Source organism: Prochlorococcus marinus XMU1412, from assembly GCF_017696315.1.
Classification (GTDB): domain Bacteria; phylum Cyanobacteriota; class Cyanobacteriia; order PCC-6307; family Cyanobiaceae; genus Prochlorococcus_A; species Prochlorococcus_A marinus_AF.
Window position 1 is genome coordinate 284,726 of the sequence record NZ_JAAORJ010000001.1, and the last position, 19,212, is coordinate 303,937.

At 32.8% G+C, this 19,212-nt stretch carries 24 protein-coding genes and 1 tRNA gene; 11 read left to right on the forward strand and 14 right to left on the reverse strand.

Translation table 11 applies throughout. The annotated features are described in order from the left end of the window. The first annotated feature begins 67 nt into the window (after window positions 1–67). From psbE to HA152_RS01570, 4 genes are read left to right on the forward strand one after another with little or no spacing between them, the layout of a single operon-like run. Complete coding sequence (gene psbE, locus HA152_RS01555; RefSeq protein WP_025880392.1) at window positions 68–316, forward strand: cytochrome b559 subunit alpha; 249 nt, start codon at window positions 68–70, stop codon at window positions 314–316. Window positions 317–318: 2 nt separating this feature from the next. Further along, window positions 319–465, forward strand: coding sequence for a cytochrome b559 subunit beta (gene psbF / locus HA152_RS01560; RefSeq protein WP_025880394.1), 147 nt, complete (start codon window positions 319–321; stop codon window positions 463–465). An 11-nt stretch (window positions 466–476) separates the two neighbouring features. After that, the gene (locus tag HA152_RS01565) at window positions 477–596 is read left to right on the forward strand and encodes a photosystem II reaction center protein L (protein ID WP_002806119.1); all 120 of its coding nucleotides are present in this window, start codon (window positions 477–479) and stop codon (window positions 594–596) included. Window positions 597–605: 9 nt separating this feature from the next. Beyond that, on the forward strand, window positions 606–803 hold the full coding sequence (locus HA152_RS01570; protein ID WP_011375864.1) for a photosystem II reaction center protein J: 198 nt from the start codon (window positions 606–608) through the stop codon (window positions 801–803). 43 nt (window positions 804–846) lie between these two features. Here HA152_RS01570 and mtnP read toward each other — a convergent pair whose 3' ends face one another. Continuing rightward, window positions 847–1,740: an S-methyl-5'-thioadenosine phosphorylase gene (gene mtnP, locus HA152_RS01575; RefSeq protein ID WP_209132886.1), complete on the reverse strand. Its 894-nt coding sequence runs from the start codon at window positions 1,738–1,740 to the stop codon at window positions 847–849. A 10-nt stretch (window positions 1,741–1,750) separates the two neighbouring features. Here mtnP and selD point away from each other — a divergent pair, with 10 nt between their 5' ends. Then, a complete protein-coding gene (selD, locus tag HA152_RS01580) occupies window positions 1,751–3,922 on the forward strand; it encodes a selenide, water dikinase SelD (protein WP_209132888.1) in 2,172 nt (723 codons plus the stop codon). Here the strand turns inward: selD and HA152_RS01585 are convergent, their stop codons facing one another. Genes HA152_RS01585 through HA152_RS01595 form a run of 3 tightly spaced genes read right to left on the reverse strand, consistent with a single transcriptional unit; the run spans window position 3,923 to window position 7,756 of the window. Continuing rightward, window positions 3,923–5,170: a CCA tRNA nucleotidyltransferase gene (locus HA152_RS01585; RefSeq protein WP_209132891.1), complete on the reverse strand. Its 1,248-nt coding sequence runs from the start codon at window positions 5,168–5,170 to the stop codon at window positions 3,923–3,925. A 5-nt stretch (window positions 5,171–5,175) separates the two neighbouring features. Further along, window positions 5,176–7,584, reverse strand: coding sequence for a UvrD-helicase domain-containing protein (locus tag HA152_RS01590; protein ID WP_209132893.1), 2,409 nt, complete (start codon window positions 7,582–7,584; stop codon window positions 5,176–5,178). Between the two features lie 22 nt (window positions 7,585–7,606). Further along, window positions 7,607–7,756 carry a hypothetical protein gene (locus HA152_RS01595; RefSeq protein WP_306822604.1) on the reverse strand — a complete coding sequence of 50 codons (150 nt, stop codon included), beginning with the start codon at window positions 7,754–7,756 and terminating at the stop codon, window positions 7,607–7,609. A 235-nt stretch (window positions 7,757–7,991) separates the two neighbouring features. On the opposite strand from HA152_RS01595, the gene HA152_RS01600 reads away from it, so the two are divergent. After that, window positions 7,992–8,504, forward strand: coding sequence for an R-phycoerythrin subunit beta (locus tag HA152_RS01600; protein WP_209132898.1), 513 nt, complete (start codon window positions 7,992–7,994; stop codon window positions 8,502–8,504). Here HA152_RS01600 and HA152_RS01605 read toward each other — a convergent pair. From HA152_RS01605 to HA152_RS01615, 3 genes are all read right to left on the reverse strand, one after another. Beyond that, window positions 8,488–9,039 (reverse strand): phycobiliprotein lyase, encoded by a 552-nt coding sequence (locus HA152_RS01605; protein ID WP_209132900.1) that lies wholly within the window; start codon window positions 9,037–9,039, stop codon window positions 8,488–8,490. The genes HA152_RS01600 and HA152_RS01605 overlap by 17 nt on opposite strands. Beyond that, complete coding sequence (locus HA152_RS01610) at window positions 9,014–9,193, reverse strand: hypothetical protein (RefSeq protein WP_011375871.1); 180 nt, start codon at window positions 9,191–9,193, stop codon at window positions 9,014–9,016. Before HA152_RS01610 ends, HA152_RS01605 begins: the two co-directional genes overlap by 26 nt. A 117-nt stretch (window positions 9,194–9,310) precedes the next feature. Further along, window positions 9,311–9,946, reverse strand: coding sequence for a TVP38/TMEM64 family protein (locus tag HA152_RS01615; protein ID WP_025880420.1), 636 nt, complete (start codon window positions 9,944–9,946; stop codon window positions 9,311–9,313). 147 nt (window positions 9,947–10,093) lie between these two features. Between HA152_RS01615 and HA152_RS01620 the strand changes: the two genes are divergently transcribed. Continuing rightward, window positions 10,094–10,513, forward strand: a complete 420-nt coding sequence (locus tag HA152_RS01620) for a hypothetical protein (RefSeq protein ID WP_209132902.1) — start codon at window positions 10,094–10,096, stop codon at window positions 10,511–10,513. Between the two features lie 94 nt (window positions 10,514–10,607). Here HA152_RS01620 and HA152_RS01625 read toward each other — a convergent pair. The 7 genes from HA152_RS01625 to psbB all read right to left on the reverse strand — a co-directional run bounded on the left by HA152_RS01625 (window position 10,608) and on the right by psbB (window position 16,809). After that, window positions 10,608–10,680, reverse strand: a tRNA-Phe gene (locus HA152_RS01625). Window positions 10,681–10,769: 89 nt separating this feature from the next. Then, window positions 10,770–11,999, reverse strand: coding sequence for an FGGY-family carbohydrate kinase (locus tag HA152_RS01630; RefSeq protein WP_209132904.1), 1,230 nt, complete (start codon window positions 11,997–11,999; stop codon window positions 10,770–10,772). 11 nt (window positions 12,000–12,010) lie between these two features. Continuing rightward, entirely contained in the window at window positions 12,011–13,252 is a 1,242-nt protein-coding gene (gene metK / locus HA152_RS01635; protein ID WP_209132906.1) for a methionine adenosyltransferase, read from the reverse strand. Window positions 13,253–13,387: 135 nt separating this feature from the next. After that, window positions 13,388–14,476, reverse strand: a complete 1,089-nt coding sequence (locus HA152_RS01640) for a 30S ribosomal protein S1 (RefSeq protein ID WP_209132908.1) — start codon at window positions 14,474–14,476, stop codon at window positions 13,388–13,390. Window positions 14,477–14,585: 109 nt separating this feature from the next. Further along, window positions 14,586–15,065: a transcriptional regulator NrdR gene (gene nrdR / locus HA152_RS01645; protein ID WP_209132911.1), complete on the reverse strand. Its 480-nt coding sequence runs from the start codon at window positions 15,063–15,065 to the stop codon at window positions 14,586–14,588. Between the two features lie 98 nt (window positions 15,066–15,163). Further along, window positions 15,164–15,262: a photosystem II reaction center protein T gene (locus HA152_RS01650; protein WP_032527597.1), complete on the reverse strand. Its 99-nt coding sequence runs from the start codon at window positions 15,260–15,262 to the stop codon at window positions 15,164–15,166. A gap of 23 nt (window positions 15,263–15,285) precedes the next feature. Then, window positions 15,286–16,809, reverse strand: coding sequence for a photosystem II chlorophyll-binding protein CP47 (gene psbB / locus HA152_RS01655; protein WP_209132913.1), 1,524 nt, complete (start codon window positions 16,807–16,809; stop codon window positions 15,286–15,288). 222 nt (window positions 16,810–17,031) lie between these two features. On the opposite strand from psbB, the gene HA152_RS01660 reads away from it, so the two are divergent. From HA152_RS01660 to HA152_RS01675, 4 genes are all read left to right on the forward strand, one after another. Continuing rightward, window positions 17,032–17,394: a 2Fe-2S iron-sulfur cluster-binding protein gene (locus tag HA152_RS01660; RefSeq protein ID WP_209132915.1), complete on the forward strand. Its 363-nt coding sequence runs from the start codon at window positions 17,032–17,034 to the stop codon at window positions 17,392–17,394. 102 nt (window positions 17,395–17,496) lie between these two features. Next, window positions 17,497–17,649: a photosystem II reaction center protein PsbM gene (gene psbM, locus HA152_RS01665; RefSeq protein WP_209132917.1), complete on the forward strand. Its 153-nt coding sequence runs from the start codon at window positions 17,497–17,499 to the stop codon at window positions 17,647–17,649. Between the two features lie 11 nt (window positions 17,650–17,660). Beyond that, window positions 17,661–18,530, forward strand: coding sequence for a peptide chain release factor N(5)-glutamine methyltransferase (gene prmC / locus HA152_RS01670; RefSeq protein ID WP_209132919.1), 870 nt, complete (start codon window positions 17,661–17,663; stop codon window positions 18,528–18,530). 23 nt (window positions 18,531–18,553) lie between these two features. Further along, a complete protein-coding gene (locus HA152_RS01675; RefSeq protein WP_209132927.1) occupies window positions 18,554–19,135 on the forward strand; it encodes an L-threonylcarbamoyladenylate synthase in 582 nt (193 codons plus the stop codon). Window positions 19,136–19,212: the final 77 nt, after the last annotated feature.

Here is a 19,212-nt window from a genome sequence, read left to right on the forward strand (position 1 = left end):
AAGCTGTTAATTTCTTCGCGAACTTATGATTTTACACTGTAAGATCGTATGGTAAACATTTGTGATTATGGCCGCAGGTTCAACGGGTGAACGCCCATTTTTTGAAATAATCACCAGTATCAGGTACTGGATTATTCATGCAGTAACATTACCAGCTATTTTTATAGCAGGCTTCTTGTTCGTATACACAGGTTTGGCTTACGACGCTTTCGGTACTCCTCGTCCGGATAGTTATTTTCAGGCATCTGAAGCAAAAGCTCCTGTTGTAACACAAAGATTTGATGCGAAGTCTCAACTTGATTTAAGAACAAAATAACTATGTCTAATTCTCAAGCTCCAATGCAGGCTGCGGAAGTCCGCGTTTATCCTATTTTTACTGTTCGTTGGCTAGCAGTTCACGCTTTAGCTATTCCATCAGTATTCTTTTTGGGTTCCATTGCTGCTATGCAATTCGTAGCCCGATAAATTTAACAATCATGCAAGTAAACGAAAATCCTAACAAAGTTCCAGTTGAACTTAATCGTACAAGCCTCTATTTAGGCTTACTATCAGTATTTGTATTGGGAATTTTATTTTCCAGTTACTTTTTCAATTAAATTAAAACTATGAGTAAATTAAAAGGACCTGATGGAAGAATTCCAGATAGACTTCCCGACGGTAGACCAGCAGTTGCATGGGAAAGAAGATGGACTGAAGGAACTCTTCCTCTATGGCTTGTTGCTACGGCAGGTGGAATTGCAGTTATCTTCGTTTTAGGAATATTCTTCTATGGCTCATACCAAGGCGTTGGAGCTGGAGGCTAATAAATCCTTACCTTGACCTGATAATCACTTATATCAAATAAGCCTAATAAGAATCAGTAAATATCCTTAGTTTCTCTTTTGTAGAGCTAGGGATATTTTCTTTTTGGGTTATCAATCCATCTTTTAATGAAAAATGAGACTTGCTTTTTGGTCTTTCTTTTTCAATTAATTTAGCTACTTCAAATATTATTTTATTAGCCACTTCAGTATTTGATCTAAGATTATCCAAAACCATCTCTACAGAAACTTCTTGATGAGTTTGATGCCAGCAATCATAATCAGTAACCATAGATAAGGATGAGTAAGCTATTTCAGCTTCTTTAGCTAATCTTGCCTCTGTGTGGTTCGTCATTCCAATTATTGAACATCCCCAACTCCTATATAAATTAGATTCTGCTCTAGTTGAGAAAGCGGGACCTTCCATTGCTAGATAGGTACCCCCTCTATGCAATTGTCTACCGCCTGGAATATTTTTTTCTCCGATTTCACTTAATATACGTGATAAATTTGTGCAGAAGGGATCCCCCATCGTTACGTGAGCAACAGCTCCCTCGTTAAAGAAGGTTGCAGGTCTATTTTTTGTCCGGTCTATAAATTGATCTGGAACCACCATATCAAGTGGCCTTATCTGTTCTTGTAATGAACCAACTGCTGAGGGAGCAATAATCCATCTTACTCCTATTGATCTTAGAGCCCAAATATTAGCTTTGTAAGGGATTTCAGAAGGATTTAAACTATGTGTTCTGCCATGTCTAGGAATGAATGCTATCTCTAGGTTTCCAAGATTATATACTTTTATTGAATCAGAAGGTTTACCATAGGGAGTATTGATTTCTAGTTCTCTTAAGTACTCTATTTTATCCATTGAATAAAATCCACTTCCACCAATCACTCCTAATCTTGATTTTTCAATTGGTAATAAATGTTCTTTATTCATAGTGATGTAAATGACTTTTAATCATCTGGTACTAATTGGAGGGGGACACTCAAATGTTTCTTTGTTGAAGAAATGGTTAATGTGTCCGAAATTAATGCCAGAAATTCCTGTTTCAATTATATCTAGAGATTCTCATTTGGTTTATTCGGCGATATTCCCATCGGTGATTTCAAAATCAATCACTTTAGAAGATAGTTTAATTGATATAAAATCTTTAGCAAAAAATGCAAAAGTATCTTTTATAGAAGAAGAAGTAAAGGATATTGATTTTAATTTTAAGAAAATTGTTTTAAGTAATAGACCTTCAGTTAATTATTCGAAATTGGTGCTTAATTATGGAAGTCAAACAATAATTCCAAAAGAATTTGAATCACTAGTTAAAAATCGAAATGCTTTTTCAATTAAACCTTTTTTAAGGGCTTATGACTCAATACTAAAAGAGGACATTTTTGATTCAGTTAATGAACTTCCATTTGTAATTGTTGGGAGTGGCCTTGCTGCAATTGAAGTATCTTATGCTTTGAGAAAAAGATGGGGAGATAGACCTTTAAAACTATTATGTGATTCAAGAAAAATTAATAATACAATTCTAAAAAGTTTACGGAATTCCAATATTGATCTAGTTGAAAAACTTAATTTTGATTATGGCAAGATTCTTTTATGTACTGGAAATACATCTCCATTATGGGCACAAAAAAAATTATTAGATTCGGATTCTTATGGCAGAATAATTACAAATCAGAATTTACAGATAAAAAGTTTCTCTGGAATCTTTGCTGTCGGTGATTGCGCAGTTGTAGGTTCAGCAAAAAGACCAGCATCGGGAGTTTTTGCAGTAAAAGTTGTAAATACATTAGTACAAAATCTAAAAAAAAATATAGAAGGGAGACCATTAAAAAAGTGGTTCCCTCAAAAGATCGGATTGCAAATAGTAAATATATTTCCAAGCCATCATCCAAAGGCTTTTGCTATTTATCGCAATTTTGTTTTCGGCCCTTCTTTTATTTTTTGGATTTTAAAGCACAAAATTGATCTCAACTTTATTCAAAAGTTCAGATCAAAAAGGCTAATTATGAAAAGTAGTGAAAAAGATATTTCATTGAATGATTGCAGAGGATGTGCAGCTAAAATTCCTCAGTTTGTTTTGAATAAATCATTAATAAACTCTAAGTTAAATTCTTTTGCCTTATCACCTGAAGATTCAGTTGAGATATATCAAAATGGTCAAGATATTATCTTGCAAAGTGTAGATGGATTTCCTGCTTTGGTAAGTGATCCTTGGCTTAATGCAAAAATTACTACTTTGCATGCTTGCTCAGATTTGTGGGCATGCGGAGCAAAACTATCATCTGCGCAGGCTTTAATTTCATTGCCAAAAGTTGAAAGGGAATTTCAAAGTTATCTCTTTTCGCAATCACTTCAAGGTATTAAATCAACAGTTGAGGATCATGGAGGTGAATTACTTGGAGGCCATACTTTCGAGGCAAGAAGTTTAGTAAATAAACCCTATTCATTAGGAATAGATATTTCTTTAACAGTTCAAGGTATTTTAAAAAATGGAGCAAAACCATGGCTTAAATCTGGAATGAATATTGGAGATATTCTCATGATGTCTAGACCTCTAGGCGTTGGGATTTACTTTGCCGGTCAAATGCAAAATATTAATATGCTAGGTAGTTCTTCTGAAATAATTAATAATTTAATAAAGAGCCAGCAATATTTGATTGATGAAATTTATCATTTTCAAAATCAATTTAAAGGATCATTAATCAATGCTGCCACTGACATTACTGGATATGGATTTATTGGACATCTTAAAGAAATGGTTGAATCATCTAATTTATATAGGCAAAGCAATAATCTTGAGCCACTAAAAGTTTTATTAGATTTATTTGCATTTAAAGCTTATCCTGGAGTATTTGATTTAATAAGAAAAGATGTTAAAAGTACTTTGTTTGAATCTAATAAAGAAATTTTTGACAAAATTTATAAAGTAAATAAGCAAAAAAGAATAATTAATTTTTTAAACGTAAATTTATTAGATCAAGAGACTTTTAACGAGAGAATATCATTACTATTAGATCCTCAAACATGCGGACCCTTGTTGATTAGTTGCAATCGTAAATATGAAAATGTTCTAAAGGATAAATGGTACAAGGTTGGAGAAGTTGTAAAAATGTAATTAATTTCTATTTAATTTGTCAATTTCCAAATATCTTAATCTTTTGATTTCCTTTCCCATCTCCTTCCCTGGATCCCATCCTTCTTTTTTTAATGTTTCTCCATCTTTTTTTGATTTTATGAATTTGTAAATAAATAACCACTTAAACAATTTACGCCAGTATGGTCCTCCATCACAAATTAATAATTTGACTGTCTCATCATTAAGGTTTCTGTCTTCAATAAATTCTGTCCAACTTGATGGAGAAAAATGATTGAAATTTTTTTGTTTTGTATTTAATATCATTTTGATATCTAAATAATCTTCTAATATTTTTATCTCACTATTATTTACCAAAAATCTCTGACATGCTTTTTCTAAATCTTTTGAATCTTTTAATAAGTAAAGCATATGATTTCCCTTTAACTTCTTAATCCAATTGAGTCCTCTTAAAAATCTTTTATCGACTTTAATATTTTCATTTAAGATTGAGATAATTTCCCATTTATGAATTATCGAAATTACATTAGTCAAATTATCGTGTTTGCAAATTTCAGCTAGTTCCATCCTTATTCGTATGCCTAGTGCAGGAGGGTAAATCATTTTCTGTTCAGTTTTTGAACTTTTCCATGGCCATTGCCTAACTGTTTCTTGAGATTGTTTGAGAGAATTATTTGAAATATTGAAATCTAACCTTGAAGCATATTTTGCACATCTAATTAATCTACTTGGATCATCTGAAATACTATTATTGTGAAGTAAGTTCAATTTTTTACTTTTTATATCAGAAATTCCACCATAAAGATCATAGATTTTCCTTGTCGAGACCTCAAAGGCTATTGAATTTATAGTAAAATCTCTCCTCTTAAGATCCTCCTCAATAGTACTTTTATTTACTCTGGGATTTAAGCCTGGAGCAGAATAAATTTCTTTTCTTGCAGAAGCGATATCAATTTTATAGTCATTAATATTTATTTCTACGGTATTGTATAAATTAAATTCCTTAATTAAACATAAATCTACATTTACAATATTTTTTTTTATAAATTTTGCAAGAGAAATAGAGGATCCTTCAATAACAAGATCAATATCTACAGGTTTAGAAAACGATTTTTTGTGGAATTTACTAATTAATAAATCTCTTAAATAACCGCCAACAAAAGCTACTTTAGTATTGTTATTAGATTCTATGTATTTTGCAATTAGGTTATATAGATTAAATGGAGTTTTGATTAATTCCCCTTGGATGTAATCAGAGATATCGTTCATGAGTTTTAACTTACATAACGAATTGGAGCTAATCTTGGATCTAGAATTTTACTTCCTTTATCACCAAATTTTACTGCTAAAGATATTTTTTCCCCACTCCCAAAAATATGTATGATTTCACCTTTCCCAAACTTTGAGTGAATTAGCTTATCGCCAACTATCCAGCTTTTCCCTTTACTGGGACCTGAATATAATTTCCTTACTGCATTTATTGGTTTGTTAACAAATTCATTTGGATTGTTTCGATCAACTCTAGTTAAACGATCAAGATGCCAATCTCTTCTAATTGAAGCACCACCAGTTTGTGGTAATTCGCCATCCATTAAATCTTCAGGTATTTCCGAAAGAAATATTGAAGGAATTGTTGCTTCACGCATGCCACCCCATAATCTTCTTTCTCTGGCATGACTTAAGAAAACTCTTTCTTTAGCTCTAGTAATACCTACATAGCATAATCTTCTTTCCTCTTCAAGAAGTGAGGGAGTATCTATAGATCTATGGCTAGGGAAGAGACCTTGTTCTAGCCCAGTGATAAAAACATTTTGAAATTCTAAACCTTTACTATTATGCAGAGTCATGAGAGTTACAGAGTTAGGATTATTTTTCTTCGTATCATTATCAGTTGTTAAGGCTGCTGTAGAAAGAAATCCCTCTACATCTCCACTTTCTGTTTCTTCTTCATATTGAGTAGCTGCATTAATTAGTTCTTGTAAATTATTTCTTCTATCTTCAGATTCTTCTGTCCCACTAGAGAGCAAGTCACTTAAATAACCACTTTTTTCTAATATAAGTTGTAGTAGTTGAGCGGGACCTGAATTTTCTAGGTAACACAGTAGATCATTCATAATTTCAGTAAATTTATTAATTCCTTTTGATGATCGGCCTATTGTTTCTTCAAGACTTTGTTTATCATTAAGAACCTCCCATAATGGGATATTTAACCTATTAGATAGTTCATTAAGTTTTTGAATAGTAGTTTTACCAATCCCTCTTCTAGGAACATTTATGATTCGTAAAAGACTAACGTTATCTGAAGAATTAACCAGAACTTTCAAATATGCTATTGCATCTTTAATTTCTCTCCTATCATAAAAACGCAATCCTCCAAAAATTGTATAAGGAATGCGCCACCTTACAAGAGATTCTTCTAATACTCTCGACTGAGCTCTGGTTCGATATAAAATTGCAAAATTTTTCCAAATTGGGTTTTGATTATGGTTATTGAGTGATTTTATTTTATTGGTAATTGCTTCTGCCTCGGAAATTTCATCATCACAGCTGAGTAACGTTAAAAGTTCCCCTTTTTCTTTAGTAGCCTTTAAAACTTTGTCAATTCTTTCAGAGTTGTTTTCAATTAGTGAGTTTGCAGCATCAAGGATATTGGAAGATGACCTATAATTTTCTTCTAATTTAATTAAAGATGATTTTGTATCATCGTTGATTGAAGTTTTAAAATCTTCTTGAAAACCAATTAAAATTCTGAAGTCAGCTGCTCTGAAACTATAAATACTTTGATCAGCATCCCCAACTACAAAAATTGACCGATCTTCCCAATTGAAGAATTTTTTTGGTTCAGTATTTCCAGCCGTAATTAATTTTATAAGTTCATATTGTGTTCTATTTGTATCTTGATATTCGTCAACTAAAATATGTTTAAATCTTTTGTGCCAGTAATCTCTTACTATATCATTTTGCCTTAATAAGAAAACAGGCAAAAGTAGAAGATCATCAAAGTCTAAAGAATTATTTTTTGAGAGCGAAATCCTATATCTCTTGTAGGCTTCTGCAACTGTTTTATCAAAATTATTATCTGCTTTTTCTAAAAGATCATTAGAAGTTAAGCATTGATTTTTAGCATTACTTATTAATCTTTTAATCTTTTTGGGATCATATCTTTTTGGGTCAAGATTCATATCTTGACTGATAATTTCTTTTACTAATGTTTGAGAATCTGTTTCATCATAAATTGAAAATTGTCTTGTCCATTTTAGGCCTTCTGGATCAGTATATTTTTCAATATCGTATCTCAGAAGTCTTGAAAATAAGGAATGGAAAGTACCGATCCAAAGGTTCTGAAGCCTCTCTTGGTGAACGTTTGTTCTTAATTGATTTTGATCAATTTCTTTGAGAGTTGTCCAAGGCTGACCAAATTGATTAAAAGCTAATTCTTGGGCTAGAAGAACCTCTAATCTTGCTTTCATTTCTTTAGCAGCTTTGTTAGTGAAAGTGACTGCGAGAATGTTATAGGGATCTATAGAATTACCCTCAATAAGATTTGCAATTCTGTGTGTAAGAGCTTTAGTTTTCCCGCTACCTGCACCTGCTACAACTAGTAGTGGTCCATAAACATGTTTTACTGCTTGAAGTTGTTGATTGTTTAGGGACTTAAAAAGGAAATTGTTGGTTTGAGGCACTTTTGGAAGGGTTTTTCAAAAATCAGACTTTACTATGAGATTCAGATTCCGTTTCTAGATCTTCTAACGCTTTTTTTAAATTTAAAAGTTCATTATTGTTATTAATTATTTCTTCAAATTTATTTTGAGGCATCTTTAATTTCATACTTCTATCTAGAATTTCTTTTTCCAATCTCTTTTTATATGAGGAAATAAGCTTCTTTGATAATTTTAAATCCTGTTGATCCAAAACTTTATTAAAAATGTAGTTTTATATTAGCGGAAAAAAATTTTTTATTTGAATTATTTCAACTATCACTTTGGAATGAAGTTATTAATTAAGAAGCGTTGCGTTAAGTTTGAAATTGTATTGTTTTTGCTAGCTTTGTATTATTCTTAAGATCGGTCTTTAAATTTTTACTTTAGGAATGTCAGTTTCAAAGAATAATCAACTATTGTCAGCCGATAAGAAATTAAATGATTTAAGCAATATAAAAGAATTTATTAATAGTGCAAACTCAAGATTAGATGCAATAACCTCAATAACCAATAATTCACATGCAATCGCAGCAGACGCTGTAACAGCAATGATTTGCGAAAATCAAGATTCACTTAATTCAAAAATATCTTTAAATACAACTAACAAGATGTCCGTTTGTTTAAGAGATGGAGAAATAATCCTAAGGATTGTTGCTTATCTTTTAATTTCTAATGACGAATCAGTTTTAGAAAAAAGTTGTTTGAAGGATCTTAAAAATACTTATCTTGCTCTTGGGGTACCTTTAAGAAATGCAAGAAGGGTTTTTCAATTAATGCGAGATGCAACTATCTCTGATTTGAATTCAACAGTTAATAATATGCATGGTAACAAAGGCTTTCTTCCTAAATTAATATCTGAAACAGAGTTTCAATTTGAAAGGATAATTAATCTTTTAAACTAGCTAAATTTCTTATCTCTGAAGTATGTGAAGTCTGTATAACTGAGTTATTTTCCAGATTTCTAATAGTAGAAAATCTGGATCTTATATGAGTGGATAAAAAGGAAATTCTTTCTTCGGAAACTGTTGATTTATAAATAGTTTTAATGTGTAAATTATTTTGTTCATCAACAAAATAATTGGATGATGAAATAAAGGATTCTGTATAACCTTTATTTCTTAAAACAATTCCTGAATTTTCATCTTTGGGTAAAAAAATCAGAATAGTTTCATCTCCCTCATTCATATTATCTTCTTCCCAATCACTAATAGCTTGCCAGTTTATAGAAATGGCTATACTCTCAAGGTTTAAACTGAATTTATAATTTTTAAAAATTTCAACGACTTTTTTATTTTTTTTGTTGATATGTTTTATGTATATTTTACTAGTTGAGTTTTCAAATTCCTGAAAAGCTAAAGTGTGAGTACTTCTAATTGATTTCCACTCTCCTATACTTTTATCAATGAATTGATTAATTATTGTTAGATTCTTCGTCAAGTTTATCTTCTACGGAATGATTTTCTGCTTTTTGTATCATTCTTACCATTGAATCCACCATTAATCTCTTTGCAGAAGTTACTTTTAATCCAGAAGGAGTAGTTGATATTTGTTCTCCAGGACGATCATATGAAGTTGGTCTGAATGGAGTCATCTAATAACTTTAAGAATTAATCGATATCCATTCTTGCATGAATCATTATTTATATAGTTATTGTTTGCGAAAATGTCATATCTTTCGTCTTTGATTACAGAATTATCAATTGTTTTGTTATTTAGGCATTTTATTTTTTGCCAATCCTGAAATAGTCGCTAAAGCAAACATTCCCAATAGAGCAATACCTAGAAATAATCCTGCTCCCTGGCTAACTCCAGCTCCTACTGCTACAAGTATAGAGTCACTGATTAGAAGACTTATTAATAATGCAGGAGTAAATATTTTCCAGCGAGTTCCTCCAATACCAATTGCGTAGCTTAGAAAATCAAAAAGGCCAGTCATTAGTAGACCTGTCATAAGAAAGAAATTTTCTTCTAGCTGGTTTTGATTAAAACTTTCAATCTTTTGCATTGCTTTCGGGCCTACTAAATTACGTACAGGAACGCGACCATAATTTCTCGCGATAAAGAAAGCAGCTTGGCAAAAAACGATATCAGAAAAGATTATTGTCATGTAACCTTTTTGAAATCCTAGTAATGAACCAGCTAGCAGAGAATAAGCTGAACTTGGAAGGGCAGGTAAAATAATACTTACTCCTCTGAGTATGAATATTCCAAAAGGAGCCCAAATCCCCATACTTTCTATTTTGTTCCTTAGAGGTTCAATCCCATAATTTTGGATTAAATAAATCAATACTACAAATATTGCTATAAAAAAAACTACTGAGAGAAATTTCTGTATTTTATTCATTATTTTTCAAATAAATTTATTGGAATTAAATTCTTAATTTAATGTTTGATTCTATCTATAATAGAAATACTAATCAATAAAAATTTTTACAAATTTTTAATCTTATATTTCCTACTAATAAAAAATATTTGTATTCCATAAGTAGTCATGATTAATTCTAAGAATAAAGTTAATTCAATATTTTTAAGAAATATAATTAATTTAGTCCTTTCGATAATCGTTTCCATATTTATTCCAATAAAACAATCAGAAGCTTTGCCTCATGAATGGGTTGGAGTCCCTAAAAGTCAATATGGAGAGCAGTTATGGGATAAACAAAGTATTAAAAGAAATGAGGATGGTTCTGTAAGAGTATTGAGTAAATTTATTCCCAAAACAAAAAGTGAAATTACAAAGGATATTCTCTATACAATGGATATAAATTGTTTTGAAAAATCATTTAGAGATGTTGATGTCTCTATAGATGAAGTAAATAGTAATTTCAATGATTTAGCTGATTGGCAAGATCCAAATGGAGATAAACTCATTTTGGGTGTTATTGGTCAAGTCTGCAGAGTTGAAAACTAAAAAATTTTCAATTATAAAAATTAAATTATGAAAAATTTACGAACCCACTATTTCTTGAAAGTATAAAACCCTGTCAAAGACAGGGTTTTAAAGGTGCCAGGACCCAGATTTGAACTGGGGACACGGCGATTTTCAGTCGCCTGCTCTACCAACTGAGCTATCCCGGCTCTAACCTATATACTCTAAATTAAGATGTGTAGTTTGTGAAACCCTTTTCATTAAAAATTTTATATCTTTATCAAATATCCAAAAATTATTACCTTGAATTAATCGCTAATAATGCAGTACCAAAAGAAGTGGTTTTATTGCATGAAACTATTGGTATATTTATAATTTTTTCTCTTATTTTTCTCCACTGAGGGTTTTTTGAACCTCCACCAACAGTAATAATTTTTTTTGGAAGTGAACCTGTTAGTTCACCTAGTTTTTCCCATCCTTTCAATTCGATCTTGGCTAGCCCCTCGAATAATGCATGTAAATAAAGTGAGTCGCTTACTGGTCTTGGACCTAGTATAGGTTCTAAATTAGAATTATTAACAGGAAATCTCTCACCTTTACTATTGAGGGGTAAAAGATTCAAAGAAGTGTTTTTCGATGGATTTATTTGTCGACTGAGCTCCTTTATTTCTAAATCTGAGAAGAACTGAGACAAGATACCACATCCTGCATTTGATGCCCCTCCACATATCCAATCGCCGTTTACTTTGTGGTTTGTAATTCCTTGTTTTTTTATTGGGTTATCAATAATTTTCTTAACTACAATAGTTGTTCCTAAAACTGCGAGACCATCTTCTTTACCTAAACCTGCAGCTATTACACTTGCATTAGAGTCAGTGGTGCCTGAGATTAATATTAATTTCTTATTCAAGTTAAATCTTTCTGCAAAATCAATATTCACTTGTCCAATAATTTCCCCACTTTTTATTATTTGAGGTAGGCATTTGTGCCATGAAGTATTGCGATAGCTTTTTGGCCATGATTCTTTTTTTAGATCCCATCCTAGTTTTAGATTATTACCTTCTTCTCCATATTTCCAATCTTTTAAAAACCAACCAGTGATCCAATCAGATTGATGTCTTAAAAGTATATTTGTCCCATATTTATCTATTAGTTTTAATGCTTTAGCAAGACTACTGTATGGAGTTCGGAGATAATCTTCTCCAGAAGTTAATGATTCAAGAAGGACCATATGTTCATTACATGCTTGGTCATAAGATATTGCTTCTCCCATCGGCTCTCCTTTCAAATTTGATGCTATTAAAGTCCCTGAGGTGCCTGAGATAGCCAATTTATTAAGGTTAATTTTTACCTCAATAGGTAAATTGACTAAGAGATTTTCACAAGAATTGATCCAAGAATTTGGATTTTTAAAGCTGTATGAATAAGGGACTGAATTTGAATATACTAATTTCTTATGAAGATTAATTATTGATATTCTTGCACCACTAGTTCCAAAATCTAACCCTCCATAAAAATTATCAGGCATAGAAATAATATCTATAAAAAGATTTTGGAAGCCTCGGCTAATTGGGCTGCTTTTTCTTCTACATTTTCCCAAGGGAGCTCAAGATCTCTTCTGCCAAAATGTCCATAGGATGCAGTCTTTCTAAAAAATTTACCTCCCATTTTTTTTGGTAGATTTCTTAAGTTAAATTCTTTTATTATAGCTGCTGGTCTTAAATCAAAGTGCTCTTTGATTAGATCAGTCAAATTAGCTTGTGAAATAAGACCTGTATCAAAAGTTTCCACGAGAATAGAAATTGGTTTTGCTACTCCAATTGCATAACTTAATTGCACTTCTGCTTTTTTTGCCAATTTTGCCTTAACTATGCTTTTAGCTACATAACGTGCTGCATAAGCAGCTGATCTATCTACTTTTGTGGGATCTTTACCAGAAAATGCCCCTCCTCCGTGTCTTGCATATCCACCATAAGTATCTACAATAATTTTTCTGCCAGTTAGCCCCGCATCCCCTTGAGGCCCCCCTACGACAAATTTTCCCGTGGGGTTTACTAGAAATCTTGTATTGCTAATGTTTGGTTTGATTTCTAAATCTTCAGTAGCAGGAATTACAACATGCGTCCATAAATCTTTTTTTATTCTTTGACGAATTTCTTCTTCATTTGTTATTCCATCAATCTCAGGATTATGTTGAGTGGAAATTAAAATCGTGTTAATTGAGACTGGTAAACCTTTTTCGTAATCAATGCTTACTTGAGTTTTACCATCTGGTAGTAGATAATTAAGGACTTCTTCATGCCTCACTTTGGCAAGTTGGATGGCTAATCTATGTGCCAAGCTAATCGGTAAGGGCATTAATTCAGGCGTCTCATCGCATGCATAGCCGAACATTATGCCTTGATCACCAGCTCCAGTATTATCTTCCAAATCATCGTTAACATCATCTGCTTCGTTTACTCCTTGAGAAATATCCGGCGATTGCTCGTCAAGTGCTACTAAAACAGCACAACTATTTGCGTCAAACCCACCTGCTCTATAGCCTTCATATCCAATTTCTTTAATTACATTTCTAACAAGTTTTATATAATCGACTTTTGCTTTTGAAGTTATTTCTCCAGTAAGTAAACAAAGACCCGTATTAACAACAGTTTCGCATGCAACTCTGCTTTCTGGATCTTCAGTCAATAAAGCATCTAAAACAGCGTCACTAATTTGATCACATATTTTGTCAGGATGACCTTCAGTAACGGATTCTGAAGTGAAAATGAAATCACTCATTTATAAATAATTTTGGGATTAGGGAATATCCTAAATTAGATTATCGTTCCAAATCAATTATTGTAAATTAAAAAGACCTGTATTAAGAATAATGAGGCTTAATTTCCGATATTCGTGCACAAAATATAATTGAAGTTATACTGCTTCAGATGAAGCTGTAACGATCTCTTCGTTATCGTCAGTTTGTTCAAATAACATTTGTTTATATTTCGCAGCCATTTCTTCAGCTTTACTAAAAACTTTTTGAGGGTCAGTTAGCATATCTCCTGGTTCAGGTTCAAGTGCTTTAGTAGATAATGAAATTCGCCCTCTTTCTGAATCAAGGTCAATTATCATAACTTTCATTTGGTCATTCACATTTAAAACGTTATGAGGAGTCTCAATATGTTCATGACTAATCTCAGAAATATGCAATAGACCACTAACTCCACCAATATCAATAAAGGCTCCATAAGGTTTAATACCTTTTACAGAACCAACAACAACTTCGCCTACCTCAAGTCGGTTCATTTTTTTCTCAACTAAAGCTCTTCTATGGCTTAGTACTAATCTATTTCTTTCTTCATCAACTTCAAGAAATTTTAAAGGCAAATATTCACCTTCTAAGTCATCTTTAATTTTTCGAGCACTTATATGAGAGCCTGGAATAAAACCTCTCAATCCTTCTACCCTAACAAGAGCTCCTCCTCTATTTGTTGCGAAAACTTCAGAATATATCGTTGCATCTTCTTTTTGGAGTTGTCTAACCCTTTCCCATGCTCTTTGATATTCAATTCTTCTAATGGAGAGGGCTAATTGGCCATCTTCATTTTCTTCGCTCATTATGAAAAATTCTCTGCTTTCTGAAGGTTGTAAAACATCATTAAGTCCTTCAACTCTATTTATTGAAACCTCCTGAACAGGCATAAAAGCAGCTGTTTTTGCCCCTATATCGATCATGGCCCCTTTGGGCTCTAAGGCAAAAACGGTACCTTTAACTAGATCGCCCGGCTTGAAATTATAGTCATACTTACCCAATAGTGATGCAAATTCTTCTTGTGTGAATCCTGCGTTGTCAAAATCCGTATTTTTTCTGCTAGAGGAAGAATCTGCTGAAGGGATATCGCTCTCCAATGATAAATCTTCCTCGTTTTGAGATGCTGAATCATTATCTAACTCAGAAGAGTTTTTAATTTCTTGATCCTCAGAAAGTTCTTTAACGGTTTGGGAAGAATTTTCGTTCATTTGTTGTATCGCAGACTACCTAAGGTAGTTAGAAAGGGATGCTACTAGCCTGCAAACCAATAGCAAAAAACATTTGTGATATGTATTCTACACTTTAAGATGCTGAATTTTATGAAATTGAAGCTAATTGATTTTTTGAATTTCCCTTTAGAGATTCAAGAGTTGAAATAAAATCTTTTACTCCATTAAATTTTCTGTAAACTGAGGCGTATCTTATATAGGCGACTTCGTTTTCTTTCCTAAGATTTTTAAGTATTAATTCTCCGATTTGTGAAGATTTAATATCTTTATTAGAGTCTTGAACAATTTTTGATTCAATTCCATCAACGAAATTGATAATTGCTTCACTACTGAAGTTAGTCTTTTCGCATGCTCTTGATATGCCAGTAAATAATTTTTGTTTATCAAATAATTCTCTGCCACCGTCTTTCTTTATAACTGAAACTGGCATTGTTTCAACTCTTTCATAAGTTGTAAATCTAAAGCTGCAATTTAAACATTCTCTTCTTCTTCGAACACTTTTACCACTATCAGCAGATCTTGATTCCAAAACTCTGCTATCTGTGTTTTGACAGGTTGGACACTGCATGTAGTGAAATAAGGTGAACTGTAACTCTAATAGTAGAGTAAAATCCTAATTATGAAAAGTAAAAAAAAACCTCTTGTTAAAGAGGTTTTTTAATAACATCATTTTTTATCGAATTTAGGTGGATCTCTAAAGGCGACAGCAAAGAATAAAGTGACGACTGCAAGAGTTAAAATAAGAACGTATGCAAAAGCTTCCATAAGATTAAGTAATAAAGTTTAGTTTAAACCCTTCCTGGGATTCTTCTTGTGGTTTCGTCACCAAGTTTCTTGAATAAACCAAATTCAACTTGGTCTCCAATCTCAGCGTCGATACCAGCAAAGGAATTTCTGTAAAGAGTCCTTGAAGCATGCCACCAGTGTCCAAACAAGAATAGCAATCCGAAACATAGATGTGCATATGTAAACCATGCTCTTGGGGAGCTTCGGAATACACCGTCAGATTTATAAGTTTCTCTGTCGAACTTGAATGCTTCACCAAGCTGTGCTTTTCTGGCTAGTCTTTTAACTACTGCAGGATCAGTAAATGTTTGTCCATTTAAATCTCCTCCATAGATAGTTGCAGTTATGCCAGTTTGTTCAAATGAATACTTTGCTTCAGCTCTTCTAAATGGAATATCTGCTCTAACATTACCTTCTTTATCTTCAAGTATAACTGGGAAGTTTTCAAAGAAATTAGGTATTCTTCTAACTTCTAATTCGTTACCTTCCTTGTCTTGGAAAGAAATGTGACCTTGCCAACCAGTTGGTAAACCATCACCATTTACAAGAGCTCCAACTCTGAATAATCCTCCCTTTGCAGGACTGTTTCCAACATAATCATAGAAGGCTAACTTTTCTGGGATTGATGCATATGCCTCTTCTTTAGTGGCACCATCATCAATAGCAGCTTGGACCCTTCTGTTAATTTCAGTTTTGAAATATCCAGAGTCCCATTGATATCTGGTAGGACCAAATAACTCGACTGGAGTTGTCGCTGAACCGTACCACATTGTTCCAGAAACAACGAAAGATACAAATAGTACAGCAGCTAGAGCACTAGCAAGAACTCCTTCAAGACTTCCAAGTTTTAATGCTCTATACAGCCTTTCTCCAGGTCTATTGGTTATGTGAAAAATTCCTCCAATAATACCCATTAGTCCTGCCGCAATATGATTTGCAACTATTCCTCCTGGATTAAAAGGATTAAATCCTTCTACTCCCCATGAAGGGGCCACAGGCTCTACATGACCAGTCAAACCATAAGGGTCAGAAACCCAAATCCCGACGTTTGCGCAATGAAAAGCTCCAAAACCAAAGCATGTTAGTCCAGCTAGAAGAAGGTGAATTCCGAATATTCTTGGTAAATCAAGAGCAGGCTCACCAGTTCTTGAATCTTCCCATAAATCTAAGTCCCAATACGTCCAGTGCCAAATAGAGGCCAGCATCAGTAGTCCACTAAACACTATGTGTGCCGCTGCAACCCCTTCAAAACTCCAGAATCCAGGATCAACTCCTGTAGCACCCGTAATATCCCATCCGTTCCAACTACTTGTGATGCCTAGTCTTGCCATAAAAGGCATAACGTACATTCCTTGTCTCCACATTGGATTAAGAACAGCATCAGAAGGATCAAAAATGGCTAATTCATAAAGAGCCATAGAACCGGCCCAGCCGGCTAATAATGCAGTATGCATAAGATGCACAGCAAGTAGTCGACCTGGGTCATTAATAACTACTGTGTGAACTCGATACCAAGGCAATCCCATCGGTTAATTTCTTGTAACTATGCTGAATAAACAGCTAAACATCACGATAGTAAGGGTTTTTTAGTCTTTGAGGGATTTTTGTAAATAAATTTATTTTCTTGCAAAAATTGGGCAAATCAATAAGCAGAACTGGAGTTACAAGGAATTTTAAGCTAAAAATTGTTAATATTTTGGTCACAATTCTCAAAGTAAAACGCCAAAATAAGAAAAATAACTAAAAAAATGGCAACTATCAGATTTATCCGTGAGGATTTAGAGGTTCAATGTAATCCTGGTGAGAATTTAAGAGAATTAGTAATGAAAGAGAACTTACAACTTTATGGATTAAAAGGAATTTTAGGAAATTGTGGCGGAGCAGGGCAATGCAGTACTTGTTTTATTTCGGTTGAAGGAGGAAGCAAAAATTCTTTAAGCCCTCTTACTTCTGTAGAAGAAGAAAAACTTAAAAATAGACCTGAGAATTGGCGACTTGCATGCCAAACATTAGTTAAATCCTCTACAGTCATTTTAACAAAACCACAATCTCCACCTTCAAATTTTGAAGAACTTAAAAAAAATAGCGAAAATAAAAAATTACCTCGCTAATTGTTTAAGACTGTTAATTAGTTGATAAAAATTTGTTTATTTTTCCACTTTATTTCAAGTTATATGTCTATAGTCTTAATACCTAATAGAACTGTCAACTAAATGGAAACAACTAATTTCGGATTCGTAGCTAGCCTTTTATTTGTAGGGGTGCCAACAATATTCCTTATAGGTTTATTTATTTCTACTCAAGATGGCGAAAAATCAAGCTTCTACTCAGAATCTGGTAAAGGTAAGCTTGGCCCAAAAGGCTAAAGCTTTTATAAATGCTAAGCATTTCTGTAAAAGAAATTTTATTTTGGAAAAAAACACAACTTTCTAAGGGGGGAGATCATGAATCTCTTGCTCTTTTACTTGATTCTGTAGGCGGTATATCAACTAGTGATCTAAATTCGCTTAGTATAAATCCTGAAGGTAGCCTATATTTAAAACATGACTTAGACCATTTAGAGTCTATTTGGGAAGATCATTTATTAAATTCTTCGCCTATCCAATACCTTTGTGGGATTACTTTTTGGAGGGATCTAAAATTAAAAGTCACAAATAAAGTTCTTATACCTAGGTCAGAGACCGAACTAATAGTTGATATTGTCTTCAAGATATTTGGAAAAACTTCGCAGAAATTATGTTTCGCTGAATTAGGAACTGGATCGGGAGCTATTAGTATTGCTTTGGCATTAGCGTATCCATTGTGGGATGGAATAGCTACTGATATAGATCAAGATGTATTAGGAATAGCTACTGAAAATTACATTAATTCTTCTAAACAATCAAATTTAAGATTTTATTGCGGACACTGGTGGAGTCCTCTGGAAAGCTTTAAGGGGAAATTAGATCTGGCAATTTCTAACCCCCCATATATACCTAAAGATACTTATGAAAAATTACCCAAAGAGGTTAAAAATTTTGAACCAAAAATTGCTTTATTAGGAGGTGAAGATGGTTTAAAGCACATTAGAGAAATAATTCAAAAAGCACCATTATTCTTAAAGGAGAATGGTTGGCTAATTATAGAGAATCATTTTGATCAAAGTGAAAAAGTAAAACAACTACTAATTAAAAATAAATTTACATCCATAGAAATCGTGAATGATCTTTCAGGCATTGGTAGGTTTGCCATTGGGAGATATAAATAAATTATTAAAGGTTCATAATCTCAATGAATTTAGTAGACTGCAAAACTGCCTTGAGGACTCTTAAAAGTGGTTTGCCTATAATTTTCCCAACAGACACTTTACCTGCAATTGGATGCTTACCAAAATTCTCAAATATTATTTATGAGTTTAAAAAAAGAGATAGAAACAAACCCTTAATTCTTATGGGATCAGAACATAAACATTTAATTGATTATGTTCACGAATCAGCTAAAGAAGATTACGAAAATTTAGCCTCAAAATATTGGCCTGGAGCTCTGACAATTGTTATTCCTGCTTCATCAAAGCAGGCAGCAAACCTCACTAGTAATGATCTGACTATTGGGTTGAGAATTCCAAATTCAAATATCGCACAATCTCTTATGAGAGAGACAGGCCCATTGTTAACTTCCAGTGCAAATATTTCAGGTTTTAAAGGATCAATTACAGCTGAAGGTATTGCTCTAGACTTCCCTTCTGTAAAAATTTTGGGCCCTATCCCCTGGGGAAAAAGTAGCGGAAAAGCAAGTACTATTATATTTTGGAAGAAAAGTGGAAATTGGAAACTGATTAGAGAAGGAGAAGTATTAGTTAGGGAATTGTATTAATGTTTTTATTATTATTTTTTGTTTTTTTAATTCAATTTTTTACGTATTGGATATTTGAACCCCTTGCATCTTTTTTA

Bases quoted from the DNA above. Each gene is read 5' to 3' on its own strand.
- prmC (WP_209132919.1), top strand. From the start codon at position 17,661: ATGCTAAGCATTTCTGTAAAAGAAATTTTATTTTGGAAAAAAACACAA.
- psbB (WP_209132913.1), bottom strand. From the start codon at position 16,809: ATGGGATTGCCTTGGTATCGAGTTCACACAGTAGTTATTAATGACCCA.
- selD (WP_209132888.1), top strand. From the start codon at position 1,751: ATGACTTTTAATCATCTGGTACTAATTGGAGGGGGACACTCAAATGTT.
- HA152_RS01675 (WP_209132927.1), top strand. From the start codon at position 18,554: ATGAATTTAGTAGACTGCAAAACTGCCTTGAGGACTCTTAAAAGTGGT.
- HA152_RS01660 (WP_209132915.1), top strand. From the start codon at position 17,032: ATGGCAACTATCAGATTTATCCGTGAGGATTTAGAGGTTCAATGTAAT.
- HA152_RS01630 (WP_209132904.1), bottom strand. From the start codon at position 11,999: ATGCCTGATAATTTTTATGGAGGGTTAGATTTTGGAACTAGTGGTGCA.
- HA152_RS01620 (WP_209132902.1), top strand. From the start codon at position 10,094: ATGATTAATTCTAAGAATAAAGTTAATTCAATATTTTTAAGAAATATA.
- psbM (WP_209132917.1), top strand. From the start codon at position 17,497: ATGGAAACAACTAATTTCGGATTCGTAGCTAGCCTTTTATTTGTAGGG.
- HA152_RS01565 (WP_002806119.1), top strand. From the start codon at position 477: ATGCAAGTAAACGAAAATCCTAACAAAGTTCCAGTTGAACTTAATCGT.
- psbF (WP_025880394.1), top strand. From the start codon at position 319: ATGTCTAATTCTCAAGCTCCAATGCAGGCTGCGGAAGTCCGCGTTTAT.
- HA152_RS01600 (WP_209132898.1), top strand. From the start codon at position 7,992: ATGTCAGTTTCAAAGAATAATCAACTATTGTCAGCCGATAAGAAATTA.
- mtnP (WP_209132886.1), bottom strand. From the start codon at position 1,740: ATGAATAAAGAACATTTATTACCAATTGAAAAATCAAGATTAGGAGTG.
- HA152_RS01570 (WP_011375864.1), top strand. From the start codon at position 606: ATGAGTAAATTAAAAGGACCTGATGGAAGAATTCCAGATAGACTTCCC.
- HA152_RS01585 (WP_209132891.1), bottom strand. From the start codon at position 5,170: ATGAACGATATCTCTGATTACATCCAAGGGGAATTAATCAAAACTCCA.
- HA152_RS01610 (WP_011375871.1), bottom strand. From the start codon at position 9,193: ATGACTCCATTCAGACCAACTTCATATGATCGTCCTGGAGAACAAATA.
- HA152_RS01615 (WP_025880420.1), bottom strand. From the start codon at position 9,946: ATGAATAAAATACAGAAATTTCTCTCAGTAGTTTTTTTTATAGCAATA.
- HA152_RS01640 (WP_209132908.1), bottom strand. From the start codon at position 14,476: ATGAACGAAAATTCTTCCCAAACCGTTAAAGAACTTTCTGAGGATCAA.
- HA152_RS01650 (WP_032527597.1), bottom strand. From the start codon at position 15,262: ATGGAAGCTTTTGCATACGTTCTTATTTTAACTCTTGCAGTCGTCACT.
- metK (WP_209132906.1), bottom strand. From the start codon at position 13,252: ATGAGTGATTTCATTTTCACTTCAGAATCCGTTACTGAAGGTCATCCT.
- nrdR (WP_209132911.1), bottom strand. From the start codon at position 15,065: ATGCAGTGTCCAACCTGTCAAAACACAGATAGCAGAGTTTTGGAATCA.
- psbE (WP_025880392.1), top strand. From the start codon at position 68: ATGGCCGCAGGTTCAACGGGTGAACGCCCATTTTTTGAAATAATCACC.